Raw genomic sequence first — 21,699 nt, 5'->3', positions numbered from 1 at the left:
CACCCCCCACGCGCGCGCTCACTGCCCGACGGTCGCCTCGTCCGTCGAGTTCGCCGCGTCGGTGTCCGTGTTCGTGCCCGTGGAGGGGCTCGCGTCGTCCCCGGTGCCGGCGCCCGACGGGTTGCCGGATTCGGCGTCGGCCTCGTCGCCCGGTGTGTCGGACGCGGAGTCCGAGGGGGAGGGCGTGGGCTCGGCCGAGGGCAGGGCGCTCGGGCCGAACTTCTCGAAGAAGCTGGTCGCCGGGACGATGGCGGCGCCCAGGTCGATGTCGCCCGTCTCGCTGAACGTGAAGGCGACGGTCTGCACGCTGCCGTTGCTCCCCGCCTGGCGCCCGTTCTCGATCACGGCCGACGCGTTGTTCTCGCCGCCGATGATGAGCCGTCCTCCGGCCGGGACGACGAGCGGTCCCTTGCCCTTGGCCGGCTGCAGCGTCACCGTGGCGTTGGTGCCCGGCAGGGCGACCTTCTCCACGACCTCGCGCTTGGGGCCGTCGTTGAACAGGGTGGCGGAGATGACCGCAGGGCCCTCGGCGTCCGGTTCGGGCTGGGTGATGATGTTCAGGTTCTGGATCTTGATGGAGTCGACAGCGGTGGCTGCGTTGTCCGGCCTGACCTGAAGCGTCTGCGCGTCGTTGCCGGCACTGCACGCGGACAGCGCGGCGATCGAGAACACGAGGGCAGTGGCGGCGAAGGCGCCGTGTCGAAGGCTGCGGCTCACGGCGGCGGCAACTCCTTGAACGTTCGGACTGCGGACTTCGGACTCTGCGGACAGGAAGGCCCGAGCGGCTGTAAAGCCGCCCTAAGTGTGTGTCAGCGGGCTCAGGTTACCGAGCCGGGGTCCAGGGCCCGCACCCGACCCGCCCCTTGCGGGGTCCCGGCTCCGGCCGACACGGGGACCGGGCGGCCCCGGACATGGCGAGACATGGTGATTCGCACAGCGTTCACAAAACGCGGGGGCAGAGGGCCGATCGGCCGATGATCGATTTCCGGACGGCGGCGCATTTCCCGCGCATAATCCGCCCGGCCCGGGCGTAGATCAATTTCAATGGCCATCGACGCTAAGAGCCGTACGGGTGATCGAGACTCGAACGGAGCACAGAAACTTCACCATCAAGAATCCGGCAAAACGGGACTTTCGGCCCCTTCTTGAGGGCTTCCGACGCCTGTGACGCGCGTGTTTCGGGCTGCCCGTACGCCTGCTCCGACCTGCGAATATCGCCTTCCGGAAGGCTCCCGCAGCACGTTCGTGTTGCAGTTGTCAAGCCCCGAGATATGCCCTGACCTGCGAAAACGCCATTCAGGAGAAGCCGTTCTCGTGTTACTCTGGATAGCCACGGAAGGGGTACCTGTCACATGACGTTCAAGGTTGGCGACACCGTGGTCTATCCCCATCACGGGGCCGCGCTGATCGAGGCTATCGAAACTCGCCAGATCAAAGGCGTGGACAAGACCTACTTGGTGCTCAAGGTCGCCCAGGGCGACTTGACGGTTCGTGTACCGGCGGACAATGCGGAGTTCGTCGGTGTGCGCGACGTAGTCGGGCAGGAGGGACTGGACCGGGTCTTCGAGGTGCTGCGCGCACCGTACGCCGAAGAGCCGACGAACTGGTCCCGACGCTACAAGGCAAATCTCGAGAAGCTCGCCTCCGGCGATGTCATCAAGGTCGCCGAAGTGGTGCGTGACCTGTGGCGTCGCGAGCGCGAGCGTGGACTCTCCGCAGGTGAGAAGCGCATGCTCGCCAAGGCCCGCCAGATTCTGGTGAGCGAGCTCGCTCTCGCGGAGAACACGAACGAGGACAAGGCCGAGGCACTGCTCGACGAGGTCCTCGCGTCCTGAAATCGGACGACACCGGTGACCGGACAGTGACCGGACCCCACCGGTAGCCGGATCCGGTGTTCAACCAGTGTGTGACTGGTGTCGATGTTCAACCGGTGTCCGGTGCGACGAATATCTGCCGTGGTGCCCGCTGACCAGCCGTTTTACGGTGAGTCGTCGGGCGCTGCGGCATGTTCGGACCCGGCGCGATCCACTCGGATCCAGACCCGGGTGCTGAGCTCCGGCACCGTCCCTTCGGGCCTTCGCCGAGCTTGCTCCGTCCTGGCCGACCGGGGGTCACGGAAGGGTTCCCGGTCAGGCCGAGGCGTCGAGCCCGGCTTGGTGTGGCCATACCCATGTCGGCCGTGGAAACAAACCTGCCCAAGCTTCGGAGTGCAACCGATGTCACCGATGTCCCAGACGCCCGCCGGATCGAGCCACTCCCGCACCGCCGCGGTGATCCCCGCGGCGGGCCGCGGTGTCCGGCTCGGCCCCGGCACCCCCAAGGCGCTGCGCGCGCTCGGAGGTGTCCCGATGCTGATCCACGCCGTACGGGCCATGGCCGCGTCCCGCGCCGTCACCCTCGTCGTCGTGGTCGCGCCCCCGGACGGCGCGCCCGAGGTGAAGAACCTCATCGACGGGCATGTGCTGCCCGAGCACACCGACTACGTGGTCGTCCCCGGCGGTGCGACGCGGCAGGAGTCCGTGAAGCTCGGGCTCGACGCCCTTCCCGATGACGTCTCCGTCGTGCTCGTCCATGACGCGGCCCGGCCGCTGGTGCCGGTCGACACCGTGGACAGCGTGATCGAGGCCGTACGGGGCGGGGCTCCGGCCGTCGTACCCGCGCTGCCCCTCGCCGACACCGTCAAGGAGGTCGAGCCGGGCGATGGTGCCGGGGCGCCGGAGCCGGTGCTCTCGACCCCCGTACGGGCGCGGCTGCGGGCCGTGCAGACGCCCCAGGGCTTCGACCGGGGCACCCTGGCCGAGGCGCACGAGCGGGTGGCCGTCGACGGTGAGGGTGCGACCGACGACGCGGGCATGGTCGAACGGCTGGGCGCGCCGGTCGTCGTCGTACCCGGGCACGAAGAGGCGTTCAAGGTGACCCGGCCCCTGGATATGGTCCTGGCCGAGGCGGTTCTCGCACGCCGGAGGGCGAACGATGGGTTCTGAAGAAGCAGCAGGAGCAGCAGCACAGCAGCCGGCTCCCGTGATTCCGCAGGTCGGTATCGGGACCGACATCCACGCCTTCGAGGAGGGCCGCGAGCTCTGGTGCGCCGGGCTGCTGTGGGAGGGCGAGGGGCCCGGTCTCGCCGGGCACTCCGACGCCGACGTCGTGGCGCACGCCGCCTGCAACGCCCTGTTCTCGGCCGCCGGGCTCGGTGACCTCGGGCAGCACTTCGGGACCGGCAGGCCGCAGTGGTCGGGTGCGTCCGGGGTGACGCTGCTCACCGAGGCCGCCCGGATCGTGCGCGGCGAGGGCTTCGGGATCGGCAATGTCGCCGTGCAGGTCGTCGGGGTCCGGCCGAAGATCGGCAAGCGGCGGGACGAGGCCCAGAAGGTGCTGTCCGACGCGATCGGCGCCCCCGTCTCGCTCTCCGCCGCGACCTCCGACGGTCTGGGGTTCACCGGCCGGGGCGAGGGCATCGCGGGGATCGCGACCGCTCTCGTCTACCGCGTGGCCGGCTGACCTGGAGCCCGAGGTCTTGTTGCACATCACTCGCACGTACGCTGGTACGGCAAGTGGTGTGCTGTACGGCCGAGAGCGAGGGTGAGCGTCAGTGGTGACCGCGACCGCCGGGGCGACAAGGATGCCGGACGCGCCGGCCGGAGCGGACGGGTACGTCCTGCGGACCGCCACCGCGCAGGACGTCGGCGGCGCGAGGGCCGTGATGCTGGACACCGTCTACCACGACCTGCGCTCGGGCTACGTGCCCCGCTGGCACGCCGACATCATCGATCTCGATGGCGCCTATCTGCTCCCCGAGCGCTGCACCCTGCTGGTCGTCGTGCGCGGCGACGAGGTCGTGGCAACGGGCGCGGTGCGGGACCGGGGCCCGCAGGCACCGCCGAATCCCCAGTGGGTCGCTGACCGCTTCCCTTCGGGTTCGACGGCCCAGTTGTGCCGGATCTACGTACGCCCCGAGCACCGCAGGCACGGTCTGGCCCGCAGGCTGGTGCGGGAGCTCGGGGACTTCGCGGCGCGGGCGGGCGGCTACACCTCGCTCTATCTGCACACCGATCCGGCCGTCCCCGGCGCCGAGCCGTTCTGGCGGTCGCTCGCCCATGAGGTCTGCGACGAGCGCGCACTGCCGGACGGTGGTCAGGGCATCGTCCACTTCGAGCTGCCGATGCCCTCTCCCGCGGCTCCGGCCGCCCCTCATATCAGATGACAATCGTTTCCATATAGGGTTCCCGTCATGTCTACGCCCCGAAGCCGACGCTCTCCGCTGCCGGTCGCCGCCGCCACCGCGGCACTGCTGCTCCCGCTCGCCGCCTGCTCCTCCTCGAGCGACTCCGGCGCGTCGGGCGACGCACAGCGGCTCCGGGTCGTCATGGCCTTCCCGCCCGCCCAGGCCATGTCCCCGTACGGGGACGACGCCGTCACCCTCAGCAGGCTCGCCGTCGTCGAGGGGCTCACCAGCCTCGACAAGAACGGCGCCGCCAAGCCGGCCCTCGCCACGTCCTGGAAGCAGGACAACCCCACCACCTGGACGTTCACCCTGCGCGACGCCGTCTTCCAGGACGGCTCGAAGGTCGACGCCGGTGCCGTCGTACGGTCGCTCACCGCCGCGTCCAAGGCGTCCCCGCTGCCCAGGGTGCTGTCCGACACCACTCTGAAGGCGACGGACGCGGGCGCGCGCACCGTACGGATCGTCACCGACGAGGCCGACCCGCTGCTCCCGCAACGGCTCGCCAACCCCTCCCTCACGATCCTGTCGGCGGGCGCCTACAAGAACGGCAAGGTGAACCCCGCCGGGCACGCCAGCGGCCCGTTCACCCTGACCGGCGTCAAGGGCGCGGTCTCCGCCACCCTCGAACGCAACGCCGACTACTGGGGCGGCAAGGCGAAGGCCCCGGGCGTGGATGTCACCTTCGCCGCCGACGGCACCGCACGCGCCAACGCACTGCGCACCAAAACCGTCGACATGGCGGAGTACGTACCGATCGCACAGGCGTCGCTGCTCGGTGACTCGTACGTCCACGAATTCCCCTCCGCCAGGACCAACGGTCTCTCGCTCAACACCGCACACGGAGTCTTCGCCGACCCCGCCATGCGCGCCGCCGCCCGCGAGGCCATCGACTCCAAGGCCCTGGCCGACGGGGTGTACGAGGGGCGCGCCGACACCGCGCAGGGGCTCCTCGGCCCCGGCATCCCCTGGGCCGCCGAGAAGCGCGCCACGCCCGGCGGCCGGGCCCCGGCGGCGAGCCGCGCCGAGGTGGGGAGGACGAAGGAGATCACCCTCGCCACCTACACCAACCGCCCCGAACTCCCCGAGGCCGCCACGCTCGTCCAGCAGCAGCTGGAGAAGCGGGGCTTCACCGTCAAGCAGGTCGTCCGCGACTACGCGCAGATGGAGGCCGACGCGCTCGCCGGGAAGTACGACGCGTTCATCCAGGCCCGCAACACCCTGCTGGACACCGCCGACCCCGTCTCCTACCTCGCCTCCGACTTCACCTGCGACGGCAGCTTCAACATCTCCCAGCTCTGCGACGAGCAGGTCGACGCCGCGGTGGGCAGGGCCGCCTCGCTGGCCGGTACCGACGCCCGCCACAACGCCGAGATGACCGCCGAGGCCGCCGTCCTGGCCGCCGACGCCCTCGTACCCCTCGTCCACGAGCGCTTCATCCAGGGCTACGACGACGCCCGCGTCGAAGGCGTCGCACTCGACCCGATGGAACGCACCCTCATCACCGCCGACACCCACGTCGGGTGACCGGGTGAAGTACCTGGCCGGACGGCTCGGCGCGCTGCTGGCCGTCGTGGCCGTCATCGGCCTGCTGCCCAGGCTGACCCGCACCGACCCGGCGCTGACGATCCTGCACGCGCGCTACGCCGACCGTCCGCCCACACCTGCCGTGCTCGACGCGATCCGTGCCGAGACCGGCCTCGACGGCGGCCCCCTGCACGTCCTCGGCAGCTGGGCGTCCGGACTGCTGCACGGCGACCTGGGGGAGTCCTGGGTCTCCGGACAGCCGGTCGGCCCCGATGTCACCTCGGCTCTCGGCATCTCCCTCACCCTCATGGGAGTCTCACTCGCCGTCGCCGTCCTCCTGGCGCTCGCCCTGGTCGGCGGAACGCTCCGGCGGGGCGCGCACCGCAGGCTCGTCACCACCCGGGCCGGCGTCGGCGCCGCCGTGCTCGCCGCACTGCCGGAGTTCCTTCTCGCCGCGGTCCTGGCCACCGTCCTCGCCGTGCAGGCGGGCTGGTTCCCCGCCCTCGGCTGGGGCGGCCCCGAGCAGGCCGTCCTGCCCGCCCTCGCCATGGGTGTGCCCGCCGGCGCACTGCTCGGGCGGCTGCTCGACGACGCGCTGCCCGCCGCGTTCGCCGAACCCTGGGCGCGCGCCGCCACCGCCCACGGGATACCCGCCCGCAGGATCGCCGCGCATGCCCTGCGCCGCACAGTGCCCGCACTGCTGCCCCAGCTCGGCCTGGTCGTCGTCGGGCTCACCGGCGGCGCGGTCGCCGTCGAGACGCTCTACGCCATTCCCGGGCTCGGCGGCACGGCGCTGGCCGCCGCCCTCGCCCAGGACCTGCCCGTCCTCCAGGCCTGCGTGCTGTTCCTGCTGCTCCTGGGCGTCGCCGCAGGACTCGCCGCCAGGCTCGGTTCCCGCTCCCTGCTCGGCCCCGCACGGACCGACGGCGCACTGCCCCCGCTCGTCGCGCCGCCCCTGCCGACCCGCCGCACCGTGGCCGTCGGCGCCGGCGTCCTCGCGGTCCTCGTCGCCGCAGTCGTTGTCGCAGGGCTGCTGCGCGACCCCCTGTACGCCGATGCCGCCGCCCGTCTCGCCCCGCCGTCGGCCGTACACCCGCTGGGCACCGACTCGCTGGGCCGCGACGTCCTGGCCCGCCTCGGCCACGGGGCCGCCACCACCGTGCTCACCGCCGTCGCCGTCGGCGCCGTCACCCTGCTCCTCGGACTGCTCGCCGGGTTCGCCCGCGCCGGGGCCCTCACCGAGACCGCCAACGCGCTGCCCGCGGTCCTGGCCGGCCTCGTCGTCGCGGGGATCGCGGGCCCCGGCGCCCTGGGCGCGGCCGTCGCCGTCGCCGCCGTCGCCTGGGCACCGCTCGCCGCCCACACCTCCGCGCTGTACGCCCAGGAACGCGCCGCCCCGCACCTCACCGTGGCCCGCGCCCTCGGAGCCGGGCGGTGGCACCGGCTGCGCCGCCACCTCCTGCCGGGCGTCGTGCCCCCCGTCGTACGCCACGCCGTCCTGCGCGTCCCCGCCGTCGCCCTGGCGCTCGCCTCCCTCGGCTTCCTCGGCCTCGGCACCCCCGCCCCGGCACCTGAGTGGGGCCGCATGCTCTCCGAGAACATGCCCTACGCCGAACGCGCCCCCTGGGCGGTCCTCGCCCCGGCCGCCGCTCTCGCCGCCCTCGGCGCGCTCGCGGTGCTCACCTCGGCGGCCGTACGCGGCAGGCACCGCACATGACGGCCACCACAGCGCGCACCCGGTCGGGGTCAGCCCCGCTCACTCCCTACCTCCGGCTCCTGACCGCCACCCAGTGCGCCTTCAACACCGGCTTCTACGCGGTCCTGCCCTATCTCGCCGCCCATCTCGGCGAAGGGGGCGACGGGCTCGGCATGGCGGGATGGCTCGTCGGGCTCGTGCTCGGCCTGCGCACCTTCAGCCAGCAGGGCCTCTTCGTCGTCGGAGGCGCCCTCACCGACCGCTACGGCCCCAGGCCCGTCGTCCTCACGGGCTGCGTCCTGCGCATCGCCGGATTCTGCTGGCTCGCCCAGGCCGGCAGCACCGGCACCGTCATCGGCGCCGTCCTGCTCATCGGCTTCGCCGCCGCCCTCTTCTCGCCCGCCGTCGAGTCCGAGACCGCCAGGGCTGCCGTCGCCCACGAGACCGCCACCGGGACGCCGCGCGCCCAGGTGCTGGCCGTCTTCTCCGCCGCGGGCCAGGCCGGAGCGTTCATCGGCCCCCTGCTCGGCAGTCTGCTGCTGCTCCTGGGAGGCGGATTCCGGACGGCGTGCCTGGCGGGGGCCGTGGTCTTCGTCGGCGTACTCGCCGGACACGCGCGTCTCATGCCCCGCAGACCGCGCCGAGCCCGGACCGCCCGAGCGGGCGCCGTCCTGCCCCGCGAGGTCTTCGCCAACCGGCCGTTCCTCGTGCTCTGCCTCGTGTACAGCAGCTACCTCGTCTCCTACAACCAGCTCTATCTCGCCCTGCCGGCGGAGGTGGAGCGCGCCACCGGCTCCCAGAGCGCGCTCGGCGGACTCTTCGCGCTGTCGTCCCTGCTCGTCGTCGTCGCCCAGCTGCCGCTGACCCGCTGGGCGGCCCGCCGCGTCGCGCCCCGGACCGCCCTCGTCGGCGGGCTCGCCGTCGTGGCCGCCGGATTCGCCGTGGTGCCCCTCGCCCCCGGCGGCCCCGCCGGGCTGCTCCCCGGGGCCGCGCTCGTCGTCCTGCTCACACTCGGCCAGATGCTGCTGGTCCCCGCCGCACGGGGCCTCGTACCCGACCTGGTCGACGACCACCGGCTCGGGCTCGCCACCGGGGCCCTGTCCTCGCTCTCCGGAGTCGCCGTGCTCCTGGGCAGCGCGGCCACCGGCACTCTCCTCGACGCCCCCGGGGCCGTCCTGTGGACAGTGCTCGCCGCTGTCCCCCTGACCGGCGCGGCACTCGCCCTGACCCTGTCCGGCGGGCGGCGCACGCAGGGGTCCCGTACCACCGTCACCGATTAGTTGTGACACGTTTTCCACAGGGGGCGCTGGGCACTGGTGCGGGCCCACTACCCTTGAGGGGTGACTATTCGCCTGCATGACACCAACGCCCGGCAGATCCGTGACTTCGTCCCGCTCACCGCGGGCTGTGTCTCGATCTACCTCTGTGGCGCCACGGTGCAGGCCGCCCCGCACATCGGGCACATCAGGTCCGGGCTGAACTTCGACATCATGCGCCGCTGGTTCGAATACCGCGGGTACGACGTGACGTTCATCCGGAACGTCACCGACATCGACGACAAGATCATCAAGAAGTCCGCGGAACAGGGCCGCCCCTGGTGGTCCATCGGCTACGAGAACGAGCGCGCGTTCAACGACGGCTACGACGCCCTGGGCTGCCTCCCGCCCACGTACGAGCCGCGCGCCACCGGCCACATCACCGAGATGGTCGAGATGATGCGCGGCCTCATCGAGCGTGGCCACGCCTACGAGGCCGACGGCAACGTCTACTTCGACGTCCGCTCGTACGAGGGATACCTGGAGCTCTCCAACCAGGACCTCGACGACCTGCGGCAGCCCTCGGGCGACAACGAGACCGGCAAGCGCGACAAGCGCGACTTCGCCATGTGGAAGGCCAGCAAGCCCGGTGAGCCCAGCTGGGAGACCCCGTGGGGCCGTGGCCGCCCCGGGTGGCACCTGGAGTGCTCCGCCATGGCGCACAAGTACCTCGGCAGCGCCTTCGACATCCACGGCGGCGGCATCGACCTGATCTTCCCGCACCACGAGAACGAGATCGCCCAGGCCAAGGCCTTCGGCGACGCGTTCGCGAAGTACTGGGTGCACAACGGCTGGGTCACCCTGGCCGGCGAGAAGATGTCGAAGTCCCTCGGCAACTCCGTGCTGGTCAGCGAGATGGTCAAGAACTGGCGCCCGATCGTCCTTCGCTACTACCTCGGCACCCCGCACTACCGGTCGATGATCGAGTACAGCGAGGAGTCGCTGCGCGACGCCGAGTCCGCCTTCGCGCGGATCGAGGGCTTCGTCCAGCGCGTGGTGGAGAAGGCGGGACCGGTCGAGGCGGCGGCCGAAGTGCCGCCCGCGTTCGCCGAGGCCATGGACGACGACCTCGGGGTCCCGCAGGCCCTCGCGATCGTCCACACGACCGTCCGCCAGGGAAACTCCGCCCTCGCCGCCGACGACAAGGAAGCCGCCGTCGCCCGCCTCGCCGAGGTCCGTGCGATGCTCGGTGTCCTCGGGCTAGACCCGCTCGACCCGCACTGGGCGGGCGAGAGCGACCGGGGCGAAGACCTCCACGGCGTCGTCGACACCCTCGTACGCCTCGTCCTCGACCAGCGCCAGTCCGCACGGGCGCGCAAGGACTGGCCCGCGGCCGACGCCATCCGCGACCAGCTCAACCAGTCCGGCCTCGTCATCGAGGACAGCCCCAGCGGACCCCGGTGGACACTCGGGCCGCGCTGAGCGGACCTTTCGCACCGTGCGTGAGCAGCGCACCTGTGCCGCCCGGCCGTCCGGGCGGCACACTTTCACTTGACGACGTTTTTCTTAAGCAACGAAACAGGTAGGTCATGGCCGGGAACAGCCAGCGCAGGAACCGCCGCACGTCCAACAAGAAGGGCATGCAGGTCGGCAGCGGCGGTAACCGACGCCGTGGTCTCGAAGGCAAGGGACCGACGCCGCCCGCCTCCGCCCGCAAGGGACACAAGAAGAACCGGGTGGCGAACGCCCAGGCCAAGCAGGCCGCCGCCCGCCGCCCCGCCCCGCGCCGCGGTGGCGCCAAGGGCACGTCGGAGATGGTCGTCGGCCGCAACCCGGTCTTCGAGGCGCTCCGTGACGGCGTGCCCGCGACCACCCTCTACGTCCAGCAGTACATCGACAACGACGAGCGGGTCCGCGAGGCCCTCCAGCTCGCCGGTGAGCGCGGCAACATCCACCTCATGGAGGCCCCGCGCCCCGAGCTCGACCGGATGACGAAGGGCCTGAACCACCAGGGCCTCGTCCTCCAGGTCCCGCCGTACGAGTACGCCCACCCGGAGGACCTCACCTCCGCCGCGTACGACAACAACGAGGACCCGCTGATCGTCGCCCTCGACGGTGTCACGGACCCCCGTAACCTCGGCGCGATCGTCCGCTCCGTCTCCGCGTTCGGCGGCCACGGCGTCGTCGTCCCCGAGCGCAGGGCGGCCGGCATGACGGCCGGAGCCTGGAAGTCCTCGGCCGGCACCGCGGCCCGTACGCCGGTGTCGCGCGTCACCAACCTGACCCGCACCCTGGAGGGCTACCAGAAGGCCGGCCTCACCGTCGTCGGCCTCGCCGCCGACGGCGAACACACCGTCGAGGACCTGGAGGCTCTGGCGGGCCCCGTCGTCGTCGTCATCGGCAGCGAGGGCAAGGGCCTCGGCCGCCTCGTCGGCGAGACCTGTGACTACCGGGTGCGGATCTCCATGCCGGGCGGCGCCGAATCCCTGAACGCCGGTGTGGCCGCGGGCATCGTGCTCTACGAGGTGGCGCGCCGCAGGGCGTGACCCGCCGCGCGCGGGCCTCGACCGGCCCGCGCGCGCGGCGGATCGGCGCGCCCCGAAGGAGGGTTGACGGGTCTCGGACACTTCGGACGCGTCAAGGCAGTGTCCTAATCACACATCACTCGGTTAGATGAGTGTGGACACCAGAACGCCTCGGTTCGACGACCAACCCGCCCTGAGCATGACGAAGGTGGACAGCGACCCCGCGCAGGTCATCGTCAGCCACGCCAGCTTCCGGGTGCAGCTCGCCCCGGGCCAGCGCACCCGTCTGCGCCCCGTGGGCCCCGCCGGACCGGCCAGGATCCCCGCCATGAGCGGCGCAGGCGCCCGCAGGCGGGCTCCCGTCGTCTGGAGCGGCAGGTCCCAACCGGGAGACCCCGGAGCGACCGGACTCCTGCAGGCCGTACGGAACTCCACCGCCGGCCATCTCGACGCCGGCCCCGGCGGCGACTTCGGCACGGGCGGCCACGACGACGCGGGCGGCGGCACCCAGGTCATCCCGCGCCTCGACGAGACCCAGCCCAACCCCGTGCTCAGGACGCCGCACCAGCCCGGGGGCGGCCGCACGGGCCCGCTCCTGCCCCCCATGCGGCAGGCCGTCGGGGCCTACGACGCCACCGACACCCCGCCCCGCGGCGCGTACGACCTCACCCACGACGACGCCTACGACGCCTACGACGCCGACGGCACCGACGCCGACGGCCAGGACGGCGACACCGCAGCCGACAGGCGCCGCGCCAACGACTCCGTACGGCACGCCTACTACCCCGGCCGCCGTATGAACCTCGGCGTCGTGCTCCTCCCGCTGCGCGTCATCCTCGGCTTCCTCTCCATCTACGCCGGCATGGGCAAGCTCTGCGACCCCGCCTACTTCGACGGTGGCGACCGCGGCTCGATGGTCAAGTGGCTGACCTCACTGCACCCCTGGGCCGCAGCGGAGCCCCTGCGTGACTTCGCGCTCGGCCACCCCGTCGCCGCCGGGCTCACCGTCGCCTTCCTCCAGGTGGTCGTCGGTGTGCTCACCGTCCTCGGCCTCTGGCAGCGGATCGCGGCCGGCTTCGGCGCCCTGCTCTCCGCCGCGATCCTGGTGACGGTCAGCTGGCGCACCGCCGCCGCCTACGACACCCCCGACATCATCCTGCTGGCCGCCTGGAGCCCCCTCGTCATCGCCGGCGCCCCCGTCTACTCCCTCGACGGACGCCTCGCCGGAGAGGCCTGGCGCACACTCGGTCCCCGCTCGGAGCTCTGGGACCTCCGCCGCCGCGTACTGCGCCGCGGCGCCGCTATCGCCACCGTCGTCGTCGGTCTGACCCTGCTGGTCGGCTCCATGCTCGGCGGCGCCGTCCGCTCCACCGAGGTCGTCACCGTGCCGGGGCCCGACCGCTACCCGTCCAACCAGCTGCCTGGCTCCCCGCTGCCCGACGAGACCGAGGACAAGAAGGGCGAGCCCTCCACCACCCCGGAGAACCGCACCCCCGAGACCTCCCCGTCCAGCGCCCCCGGCACCCCGGAGGCGGAGAAGTCCACCCCGGGCTCCGGTTCCTCGCAGGAGACCGGCCCGACGGCCGGGGCGAGCACCGGGCAGCCCAGCCAGACCCAGGGCACCGGACAGGCGCCCCCGCAGGATCCGACGCCGCAGGAGCCGCCGTCCGGTGACGCGAGCACCGGCTCGACCGGCTCCGACGGCTCCGCGGGCGGCACGACCGGCGGCTCGGACGGCGACGGTTCCACCGGCGGTTCCGACGGTGGCTCGTCCGGCAGCGCGGGACAGAACCCCATCGGGGGCCTGCTCGGCTGACACCCGCGAGGCACCGCACGCTTGAGGACGGCCACCGAACCCCTGGTGGCCGTCCTCAAGCGCGTGCAGTCGGTCTCAGCCGTCCGTCCGGCCGCCCAGCTCCTTCGCCGCCTCCGTGAGGTCCTTAGCGGTGTCGATCGCCCGCCAGTACGCCCCGTGCGGCAGCGGGAACCCGGCCAGCCGGCGCTCACGGGCCAGCCGCGGGAACGTCGTACGCTCATGGTCGCCGCGGTCCGGCAGCATCGCGGTGAACGCGGGCGCGAAGACGTACACACCCGCGTTGATCAGATACGGCGACGGCGGCGACTCGATGAAGTCGGTGATGTGCCCGAACGCGTCCGTCTCCACGGCCCCCCAGGGGATCCGTGGACGGGCCAGCGCGAGCGTCGCGGTGGCGTCCCGCTCGGCGTGGAACGCGGCCATCTCCCGCAGCGAGAAGCGCGTCCAGATGTCACCGTTCGTCGCGTACCAGGGCTCCGACGGGTCGGGCAGCCGCGCCGCGGCATGCTTCAGACCGCCGCCCCGGCCCAAGGGCTCGGTCTCGACGACGGTCGTGACGCGCAACGGAAGAACGGCCGAGTCCAGCCACTCCTCCAGCACATCGGCAAGATGGCCGCACGAGACCACGGCGTCGGTGACACCCTCGGCGGCCAGCCAGGACAGCTGATGGCCGATGATCGGGGTCCCGGTCCCCGGGATCTCGACCATCGGCTTGGGGCGGTCATCGGTGTACGGGCGCAACCGTGAGCCCTGACCACCCGCCAGGATCACGGCCTGCGTCGGAAACGTATGCATGCCAGGCACGATAGGCCGTGCCCCGGCACACCCGGCTCAGCTGAACTGCGCGACGCCCGAGGCGAACGAGGTGTCGCAGACCGGACGGGAGAAGCGGTGGGCACGCGTCGGGCCGTACTGGTCCACGGCGGCCTTGCCCAGCGCCTTCGCGATCGACATGCAGTGCTTGGCCAGCGAGGGCCGCCCCTCGACGGTGCGCTGAAGGCTCGTCAGCGCCACCCCCGGGTCCTTCTCACGGAGTTCGAGCAGGAGCTTGTCCCGCAGGATGTCCTGGGGTGCCTGGGCCTTCGCCTTCTTGGCGTTGGTCTCGGATGCGGCGGTCAGCAGCTGGGTCTCGGTGTCCTGCCCCGACCACTGCACACGGGTGACCGCGAGGGTCCCGGACAGAACCATGACGACGGGCAGTACGAGGGCTAGGGTTCGGCCGATTCGGCGCGCGGTGTGGGTCACGCAGGCGAGCGTAGCGGGCAGTGATGACTTGGCGACATTTCGTCACCCCTGTGGGGGATGGTTCGAGAGCCTCTTTCGAATTACGCGTTGACGGGGGCGGGGGAATTGACCGGTGTGCCGGGGATTCCGGCCACGCGAACGGCCCGCGTCCTGGGGAGGACGCGGGCCGTCCGCTTCAAAGATGTGCGGGTCGGACGCTCGACGATCAGGCGGTCAGGCGCTCACCGGTCGACGTCGCGAAGACGTGCAGCTCGTCCGGGCGCGGCACGACGTGCAGCTCGGTGCCCTTCTCCGGCACGGCGCGGCCGCCGACACGGACGACCAGGTCCTTGTGCTCGCCACCGACCTGCGCGGCACCGTAGACGAAGCCGTCGGCGCCGAGCTCCTCGACGACGTTGACGGCGACGGCCAGACCGGCCGGGGCGTTGGCCGAACCCTTGGAGAGGCCCTGCGCGGCGGCGCCACCGTGCTCGACGATGTCGAAGTGCTCGGGGCGGATGCCGACCGTGACGGTACGGTCGCCGCGGTCCGCGGCGGCGCTGAGCGCCTCACGGGAGACGGGGACGACGCTGTTGCCGAACTTCACGCCACCGTCGGTGATCGGGACCTCGACGAGGTTCATCGCCGGGGAGCCGATGAAGCCGGCGACGAAGAGGTTCGCCGGGCGGTCGTACATGTTGCGCGGCGAGTCGACCTGCTGGAGCAGACCGTCCTTGAGGACCGCGACACGGTCGCCCATGGTGAGGGCCTCGACCTGGTCGTGGGTGACGTACACGGTGGTGATGCCGAGACGGCGCTGCAGCGAGGCGATCTGCGTACGCGTCGACACACGGAGCTTGGCGTCGAGGTTCGACAGCGGCTCGTCCATGAGGAAGACCTGCGGCTCACGGACGATCGCGCGGCCCATCGCCACACGCTGGCGCTGTCCACCGGAGAGCGCCTTCGGCTTGCGGTCCAGGAAGTCGGTGAGGTCCAGCATCTTGGCGGCCTCTTCGACCTTCGCCCGGATCTCGGTCTTGTTCACACCGGCGATCTTGAGGGCGAAGCCCATGTTGTCCGCGACGGACATGTGCGGGTAGAGCGCGTAGTTCTGGAACACCATGGCGATGTCCCGGTCCTTCGGGGGCAGGTGCGTGACGTCACGGTCACCGATGCGGATCGCACCGCCGTTGACGTCCTCGAGACCCGCGAGCATGCGCAGGGAGGTCGACTTGCCGCAACCGGAAGGACCGACGAGGACGAGGAACTCGCCGTCCTCGATGTCGATCTCGAGCTGGTCCACAGCCGGCTTCGTGGAGCCGGGGTAGACGCGGGACGCCTTGTCGAACGTGACACTGGCCATGACGATTCTTCTCCTCCACCGGCAGGAACGTGCCGGACGATCCGAGTAGGGAGTGGTGTGGTCCACTGGAGTGAACCTGAGGTGACGCTACCTGGCGTTTTCGAATCTGTCAGCAGTCCGAGGTCCCGAATATCGGGCGGGTTCCGGTCCTGGCGTTGGTTACAATGCTCCGGCATGCCTCCTTAGCTCAGTCCGGCCAGAGCAACGCACTTGTAATGCGTAGGTCGTCGGTTCGAATCCGACAGGGGGCTCCACGAAGGCCCAGGTCAGGAATCCTCTGATCTGGGCCTTTCTGTGCTTTCTGCGCTGTCCCGACCCGGGGCCCCCGCGCGCAGGCCGTCCATGACGAGGTCCAGGAGGCGGGCGGCCCGTGGTTGCCAGTCGCTGCGGGGGTCGAGCTGCCAGAGGCCGGCTATGGCGAGGATGAAGTCGTCCGCGGTCACTCCGGGGCGTATCGTGCCGGCCTTCTCGTTGGTGCGGAGCAGGGTTTCCGTCGCGGACATCAGCGGTGTGTGGCCCGGCTTCTCCGGGCTGCCCGGTGCGCTGGTGGCCAGCCGGACCGCGTCCGCGAGGCCGGCCTTGGCCATGGCGAAGCGGGCGAGGCGGTCCATCCAGGCGCGCAGGGCGTGGTCCGGCTCATGGGTGGTGATCAGCTCGGTCGCGGCGTCGGCGACCTGCTGCATCTCATGGCGGTAGACCTCGAGGACGAGGGCCTCGCGGCTGGGGAAGTTGCGGTAGAGCGTGCCCTGCCCGACGCCCGCCTTCCTGGCGATCACGCTGAGCGGGGCCTGCGCGCACAGCGTCAGTTCCGTCAGGGCCACGTGCAGGATGCGCTCGCGGTTCCGTTGTGCGTCCGAGCGCAGAGGTGCGTTCTTGTCCTGCTTGTCCTGCCGCACTCGTCCTCCCCGTGCCTTTGCGTGGCCGGATCCTGCCCTTGCTAAGTGGACAACTGTCCACTACGTTTTTTCCGCCGAGTGGACAGCTGTCCGGTTAGGTTCACCTTAGCGGTGAGCGGCCCCGGCGGACAGCCGTACTTCTGGCCCCCGTCGCCGCGCGGCGACGGTGTCCGCCCGGAATGTGAGAGAAGGCTGATCATGGCCCCAGCGCCCACGTCGACGTACAGCCCCGTGACCTTGAACATCAACGGCGAGAAGCACACGCTGACCGTCGACCACCGCACCACTCTGCTCGACGCCCTGCGTGAGCGGCTCGATCTGACCGGCACCAAGAAGGGATGCGACCAGGGGCAGTGCGGTGCCTGCACGGTCCTGCTCGACCAGCGCCGTGCTGTGGCCTGCCTGCAGCTGGCGGTGGCGGCCGAGGGCCGGGAGATCACCACCATCGAGGGCGTCGCCGAGGGTGAGCAACTGCACCCGGTGCAGCAGGCGTTCCTCGACCTCGACGGTTACCAGTGCGGGTACTGCACGCCCGGCCAGATCTGTTCGGCCGTCGCGGTGATCGAGGAGCACGCAGCCGGCTGGCCGAGTGCCGTCACCGATGACGTACGCCCCGAAGCGGGGCCACCGCCGCTGACGGCCGAGGAGATCCGGGAGCGGATGAGCGGCAACCTGTGCCGCTGCGGCGCCTACGTGTCGATCGTGCAGGCGGTCGCCAGGGCGGCCGAGGCCGATGCGGCGGCGCGCGCCGCGGACGGTGAATGCGCCGCGGACGGTGAACGGGCAGCGGACGGTGAACGGGCAGCGGACGGTGAACGGGCCGCTGGGAGCGAGCCCGTGGTGAAGCGTGAGGGGGCGGCGGCATGAGGGAGTTCGGATATGAGCGCGCGGTCGATGTCTCCGGCGCCCTCGCGCTGCTCGACGCCGACCCGGACGCCAGGTTCCTCGGCGGCGGTACGAATCTCGTCGACCTGATGAAGACCGGTGTGGAGCGGCCCGGCAGGCTCGTCGACGTACGTGAACTCCCGCTGGACCGCATCGAGACGGCCGAGGACGGCGGGCTGCGTATCGGCGCGACCGTCACCAACAGCGACCTCGCGGCGCACCCGGACGTGCGACGGAACTACCCCGCGCTGACCCAGGCGGTGCTGGCAGGTGCGTCGGGCCAACTGCGCAACATGGCCACCGTCGGCGGGAACCTGCTGCAGCGGACCCGCTGCGGTTACTTCGCCGACGTGACCAAGCCCTGCAACAAGCGCCTGCCCGGCAGCGGCTGTCCCGCGATCGAGGGGGAGCACCACAACCACGCGGTGCTGGGGGCCTCCGGCCACTGCGTGGCCACCAGCCCGTCCGATCTGGGGGTGGCACTGGCGGCCTTCGACGCCGTCGTCGAGTACGAGACGGCCGACGGGGCGGGCCGGCTGTCGCTCGCCGACTTCTATCTGCCGGTGGGCGACACCCCGCACCGGGAGACCGCTCTTCCGGTGGGCGCCCTGATCACAGGCGTCATCCTGCCGCCCGCTCCGGTGGCGGCCAACTCCCGCTACCGCAAGGTCCGCGAGCGGGCGTCGTACGCCTTCGCGATCGGTTCGATCGCCGCGGCGCTCGAGGTCCGTGACGGTGTGGTGAGCGAGGTGCGACTGGCCTTCGGGGCAGTCGCCTCCCGGCCGTGGCGGGCGCGTACGGCCGAGCAGGCCCTGGTCGGCAGGCCCGCTGATGCCGCGGCCTTCGCCACGGCTGCCGACGCCGAACTGGCGGCCGCCCGGCCGCTGCCGCACAACGGATACAAGGTGACGCTGATGCGCAACCTCGTCGTCGCCGTGCTGAGCGAACTCGCCGAGGAGGCAGCCCGATGACCACCACTACGACCAGGGCAGCCAGGGCGGCGAAGGCCATCGGTACCGCGCACACCCGTGTGGAGGGCCGGGACAAGGTCACCGGCGCCGCTCGTTACGCGGGGGAGATCCCCTTCGCCGGCCTCGCGCACGGATGGCTGGTGCTGTCGACGATCACCCGTGGCCGCATCCGCTCGGTGGAGACGGCGGAGGTCCTGGAGATGCCGGGTGTCCTCGCTGTCCTGCACCACGGGAACGCCCCGCGGGTCGACACGGATTACGTCGGCATGCTCGGGATGCGGCCGGACCCGACCGTCGCCGTCTTCCAGCACGACCGGGTGCCGCATGCGGGCTGGCCGGTCGCGCTGGTCGTGGCCGAGACCTCCGAGCAGGCCAGGGAGGCCGCCGAGGCGCTGGTGGTGCACTACGAGGAGGAGCCGCACGACGTCACGTTCGCCGGTGAGCACCCGGACGCGTACTCGATCTCCGGTCCGGGTGGGGAGGGAGTGACGGGTAAGGGCGACCTGGAGGCGGAACTGGGCGCGTCCGACGTGGTCCTGGACGCCGAGTACTCCACTCCGGAGGAGCACCACAACTCGATGGAGCCCCACGCGGCGACGGCCCTGTGGGACGGCGGCCGACTGGAGGTCGTGGACTCCAACCAGGGCACGGTGTGGGTCGCGGGTGAGCTCGCGAACCTCTTCTCGCTCGACCCGGCTTCGGTACGGGTGCGGTCCGAGCACGTGGGCGGTGGGTTCGGGAGCAAGGGCGTACGCGCGCACCAGGTCGCGGCGGTGATGGCGGCCACGACCCTGGCGCGCCCGGTCCGTGTCGTCATGACGCGCCGTCAGATGTTCTCGCTCGCCGGCTATCGGAGCCCCACGAGGCAGCGGGTGCGGCTGGGTGCTGATGCCGAGGGGCGGCTGCGTGCGCTGGAGCACAGCTGCCTGAGTCTCACCTCGACCGTGCACGAGTTCATCGAGTCGGGCGCGGGTGTGGCCCGGGTGATGTACGACGCCCCCGCTCACCACACCGCCAACCGGGTCGTGCGGCTCGATGTGCCGAGTCCGACGTTCATGCGCGCTCCCGGTGAGGCGCCCGGATCGTTCGCGCTGGAGTCGGCGCTCGACGAACTCGCCGAGAAGTGCGGCATCGATCCGATCGAGCTGCGCACGCGCAACGAGCCCGAGGTGGGTCCGGTCTCCGGGCTGCCGTTCAGCACCCGCGGTCTGCCCGCCTGTTTCCGGGAGGGCGCGCGCAGGTTCGGCTGGGCCGACCGGGACCCGCGTCCCGGGGTGCGCAGGGACGGGCGCTGGCTGCTCGGTACGGGGACGGCGGCGGCCTCGTTCTTCGCGGGGGCGGCGCCTTCCACGGCGGCCGCGACCGCGGAGGCCGACGGCACCTTCACCGTGCGGATCAATGCTGCGGACATCGGGACCGGGGCACGGACGGCCCTCACCCTGGTCGCCGCCGACGCCCTCGATGTGCCGACCGACCGGGTGCGCGTACGGATCGGTGACAGTGACTTCGGCCCGGCGATGATCGCCGGCGGCTCGATGGGCACCCGGTCGTGGGCGTGGGCGGTGACGGCCGCGGCCGATGAACTGCGGGAGCGGATCGCCCTGGGCGACGGGATTCCGCCGGAGGGCATCACGGTGCGGTCGGACACCACCGCCGCCATCGGGGCCCTCGCGCAGAAGGAGCGGCACTCCTTCGGGGCGCAGTTCGCCGAGGTCGCCGTGGACGCGGCCACCGGGGAGGTGCGCGTACGTCGCATGCTCGGCATCTTCGCCGCCGGGCGGATCGTCAACCCGCTGACGGCGCGTGGCCAGTTCACCGGCGGGATGATCTGGGGCATCTCCATGGCCCTGCACGAGGAGGCGGTCAGGGACCGGAACACCGGTGCTCTCTACGGTGCGGATCTCGCGGGCTATCACGTCGCGTCGAACGCCGATGTGCCGCTCGTCGAGGCGGACTGGGTGGATGACCCGGATCCGGACGACCCGGTCGGGATCAAGGGCATCGGTGAGATCGGGATCGTGGGGGCCGCGGCGGCGATCGCGAACGCCGTCTGGCACGCGACCGGTGTACGCCACCGGACCCTGCCCATCAGGCCGGACCGTGTTCTCACGGCAGGCCCGCATGCTTGACATCGCCGACGAGCTGGCCCGCTGGGCCGATGAGGGCCGGGAGTTCGCCGTCGCCACGGTGGTGGCCGTCGGCGGGAGTGCGCCGCGCGGGCCCGGCGCCGCGCTCGCTGTCGACAGCGAGGGCACGGTGGTCGGTTCGGTCTCCGGCGGTTGTGTGGAGGGGGCGGTGTACGAGCTGTGTCTCCAGGCGCTCCAGGACGGTGAGACCGTCCTGGAGCGGTTCGGCTACAGCGACGAGGACGCCTTCGCGGTGGGCCTGACCTGCGGTGGGGTCATCGATGTCATGGTGACTCCGGTCGGTGCGCCGGCGCCTGTCCGGGAGGTGTTCAGGTCGGCGCTCCCGGCCGCCGCGTCGGGCGAACCCCTGGCCCTGGCCCGGGTCGTCCGGGGCCCGGCCGAGCTGTTGGGCGGGGCGCTGTTGGTGCACCCCGACGGATCGTACGAGGGGTCGTACGGCAGTGGCTCCACGGAGCTGGACCGGACGGTGGCGGCCGAGGCTGGGGCGATGCTGGATGCCGGGCGCACGGGCACCCTCGAACTCGCGGAGGACGGAACGCACTGCCCCGGTGGCCTCACTCTCCTCGTCGAGTCGAATGTGCCGCCGCCGCGCATGATCGTGTTCGGCGCGATCGACTTCGCCCAGGCGCTCGTCCGCGTCGGCAAGTTCCTCGGCTACCACGTGACGGTGTGCGACGCCCGTCCGGTCTTCGCGACCAGGGCCCGCTTCCCGGAGGCCGACGATCTCGTCGTGGACTGGCCGCACCGCTATCTGCGGCGTACGGGGACGGACGGGCGCACGGTGCTGTGCGTGCTCACCCACGACGCGAAGTTCGACATACCTCTCCTGGAGCAGGCCCTGCGGCTGCCGGTCGCGTTCGTGGGGGCGATGGGGTCGCGCCGGACCCATGCGGACCGTGACCGGAAGCTGCGGGAAGCGGGTCTGGGGGACGAGGAGCTGGCTCGGCTGAGGTCGCCGATCGGTCTTGACATCGGGGCCCGTACGCCCGAGGAGACGGCCCTGTCCATCGCGGCGGAGATCGTGGCGGCCCGGCGCGGTGGGACGGGCGTCCCGCTGACGGGTTCCGCGACGCCGATTCACCGGGACGGCAGGCGGGACGGCGGCCACCGGGACGACGACCGGGACGGCAGCCGCAGGGACGGCCACCGGGACGGCGCGGAGGCCGCGTGA

General features: G+C 71.7%; 19 protein-coding genes and 1 tRNA gene. 15 read left to right on the top strand and 5 right to left on the bottom strand.

Annotation, left to right across the window (positions count from 1 at the left end):
* Positions 1 to 18: 18 nt before the first annotated feature.
* The gene (locus OG623_RS15240) at positions 19 to 717 is read right to left on the bottom strand and encodes a DUF461 domain-containing protein (protein WP_406147018.1); all 699 of its coding nucleotides are present in this window, start codon (positions 715 to 717) and stop codon (positions 19 to 21) included.
* Between the two features lie 635 nt (positions 718 to 1,352).
* On the opposite strand from OG623_RS15240, the gene OG623_RS15235 reads away from it, so the two are divergent.
* From OG623_RS15235 to OG623_RS15190, 10 genes are all read left to right on the top strand, one after another.
* Entirely contained in the window at positions 1,353 to 1,835 is a 483-nt protein-coding gene (locus tag OG623_RS15235; protein ID WP_006380568.1) for a CarD family transcriptional regulator, read from the top strand.
* 381 nt (positions 1,836 to 2,216) lie between these two features.
* On the top strand, positions 2,217 to 2,984 hold the full coding sequence (gene ispD, locus OG623_RS15230) for a 2-C-methyl-D-erythritol 4-phosphate cytidylyltransferase (protein WP_406147017.1): 768 nt from the start codon (positions 2,217 to 2,219) through the stop codon (positions 2,982 to 2,984).
* Positions 2,974 to 3,501, top strand: a complete 528-nt coding sequence (ispF, locus tag OG623_RS15225; protein ID WP_406147015.1) for a 2-C-methyl-D-erythritol 2,4-cyclodiphosphate synthase — start codon at positions 2,974 to 2,976, stop codon at positions 3,499 to 3,501. Before ispD ends, ispF begins: the two co-directional genes overlap by 11 nt.
* Before the next feature lie 121 nt (positions 3,502 to 3,622).
* A complete protein-coding gene (locus OG623_RS15220) occupies positions 3,623 to 4,204 on the top strand; it encodes a GNAT family N-acetyltransferase (RefSeq protein ID WP_406151837.1) in 582 nt (193 codons plus the stop codon).
* Positions 4,205 to 4,231: 27 nt separating this feature from the next.
* The gene (locus OG623_RS15215; protein ID WP_406147013.1) at positions 4,232 to 5,749 is read left to right on the top strand and encodes an ABC transporter substrate-binding protein; all 1,518 of its coding nucleotides are present in this window, start codon (positions 4,232 to 4,234) and stop codon (positions 5,747 to 5,749) included.
* 4 nt (positions 5,750 to 5,753) lie between these two features.
* Positions 5,754 to 7,466 carry an ABC transporter permease subunit gene (locus OG623_RS15210; RefSeq protein ID WP_406147011.1) on the top strand — a complete coding sequence of 571 codons (1,713 nt, stop codon included), beginning with the start codon at positions 5,754 to 5,756 and terminating at the stop codon, positions 7,464 to 7,466.
* Positions 7,463 to 8,725, top strand: coding sequence for an MFS transporter (locus tag OG623_RS15205; protein WP_406147010.1), 1,263 nt, complete (start codon positions 7,463 to 7,465; stop codon positions 8,723 to 8,725). Before OG623_RS15210 ends, OG623_RS15205 begins: the two co-directional genes overlap by 4 nt.
* A gap of 60 nt (positions 8,726 to 8,785) precedes the next feature.
* Positions 8,786 to 10,183 (top strand): cysteine--tRNA ligase, encoded by a 1,398-nt coding sequence (gene cysS, locus OG623_RS15200; RefSeq protein WP_406147009.1) that lies wholly within the window; start codon positions 8,786 to 8,788, stop codon positions 10,181 to 10,183.
* A 107-nt stretch (positions 10,184 to 10,290) separates the two neighbouring features.
* The gene (gene rlmB, locus OG623_RS15195; RefSeq protein WP_406147008.1) at positions 10,291 to 11,247 is read left to right on the top strand and encodes a 23S rRNA (guanosine(2251)-2'-O)-methyltransferase RlmB; all 957 of its coding nucleotides are present in this window, start codon (positions 10,291 to 10,293) and stop codon (positions 11,245 to 11,247) included.
* Between the two features lie 127 nt (positions 11,248 to 11,374).
* Positions 11,375 to 13,042, top strand: coding sequence for a DoxX family membrane protein (locus OG623_RS15190; protein ID WP_406147007.1), 1,668 nt, complete (start codon positions 11,375 to 11,377; stop codon positions 13,040 to 13,042).
* A 75-nt stretch (positions 13,043 to 13,117) separates the two neighbouring features.
* Here the strand turns inward: OG623_RS15190 and OG623_RS15185 are convergent, their stop codons facing one another.
* The 3 genes from OG623_RS15185 to OG623_RS15175 all read right to left on the bottom strand — a co-directional run bounded on the left by OG623_RS15185 (position 13,118) and on the right by OG623_RS15175 (position 15,629).
* A complete protein-coding gene (locus OG623_RS15185; protein WP_406147005.1) occupies positions 13,118 to 13,837 on the bottom strand; it encodes an NDP-sugar synthase in 720 nt (239 codons plus the stop codon).
* A 36-nt stretch (positions 13,838 to 13,873) separates the two neighbouring features.
* Complete coding sequence (locus OG623_RS15180; protein WP_406147004.1) at positions 13,874 to 14,287, bottom strand: hypothetical protein; 414 nt, start codon at positions 14,285 to 14,287, stop codon at positions 13,874 to 13,876.
* A 205-nt stretch (positions 14,288 to 14,492) separates the two neighbouring features.
* The gene (locus OG623_RS15175; protein WP_406147003.1) at positions 14,493 to 15,629 is read right to left on the bottom strand and encodes an ABC transporter ATP-binding protein; all 1,137 of its coding nucleotides are present in this window, start codon (positions 15,627 to 15,629) and stop codon (positions 14,493 to 14,495) included.
* A gap of 176 nt (positions 15,630 to 15,805) precedes the next feature.
* Between OG623_RS15175 and OG623_RS15170 the strand changes: the two genes are divergently transcribed.
* A tRNA-Thr gene (locus OG623_RS15170) sits at positions 15,806 to 15,883 on the top strand.
* Positions 15,884 to 15,895: 12 nt separating this feature from the next.
* Here OG623_RS15170 and OG623_RS15165 read toward each other — a convergent pair.
* The gene (locus OG623_RS15165; RefSeq protein ID WP_406147002.1) at positions 15,896 to 16,525 is read right to left on the bottom strand and encodes a TetR/AcrR family transcriptional regulator; all 630 of its coding nucleotides are present in this window, start codon (positions 16,523 to 16,525) and stop codon (positions 15,896 to 15,898) included.
* Positions 16,526 to 16,723: 198 nt separating this feature from the next.
* On the opposite strand from OG623_RS15165, the gene OG623_RS15160 reads away from it, so the two are divergent.
* From OG623_RS15160 to OG623_RS15145, 4 genes are read left to right on the top strand one after another with little or no spacing between them, the layout of a single operon-like run.
* A complete protein-coding gene (locus tag OG623_RS15160; RefSeq protein WP_406147001.1) occupies positions 16,724 to 17,392 on the top strand; it encodes a 2Fe-2S iron-sulfur cluster-binding protein in 669 nt (222 codons plus the stop codon).
* The gene (locus OG623_RS15155) at positions 17,389 to 18,381 is read left to right on the top strand and encodes an FAD binding domain-containing protein (RefSeq protein ID WP_406147000.1); all 993 of its coding nucleotides are present in this window, start codon (positions 17,389 to 17,391) and stop codon (positions 18,379 to 18,381) included. Before OG623_RS15160 ends, OG623_RS15155 begins: the two co-directional genes overlap by 4 nt.
* Positions 18,378 to 20,510 carry a xanthine dehydrogenase family protein molybdopterin-binding subunit gene (locus OG623_RS15150; RefSeq protein WP_406146998.1) on the top strand — a complete coding sequence of 711 codons (2,133 nt, stop codon included), beginning with the start codon at positions 18,378 to 18,380 and terminating at the stop codon, positions 20,508 to 20,510. Before OG623_RS15155 ends, OG623_RS15150 begins: the two co-directional genes overlap by 4 nt.
* Positions 20,503 to 21,699, top strand: coding sequence for an XdhC family protein (locus tag OG623_RS15145; protein ID WP_406146997.1), 1,197 nt, complete (start codon positions 20,503 to 20,505; stop codon positions 21,697 to 21,699). Before OG623_RS15150 ends, OG623_RS15145 begins: the two co-directional genes overlap by 8 nt.

Source organism: Streptomyces sp. NBC_01012, from assembly GCF_045162755.1.
In the GTDB taxonomy this organism is placed as follows: Bacteria; Actinomycetota; Actinomycetes; order Streptomycetales; family Streptomycetaceae; genus Streptomyces.
Note: the sequence above shows the minus strand (reverse complement) of the source record. Positions and strands in the feature narration are given on the sequence as shown.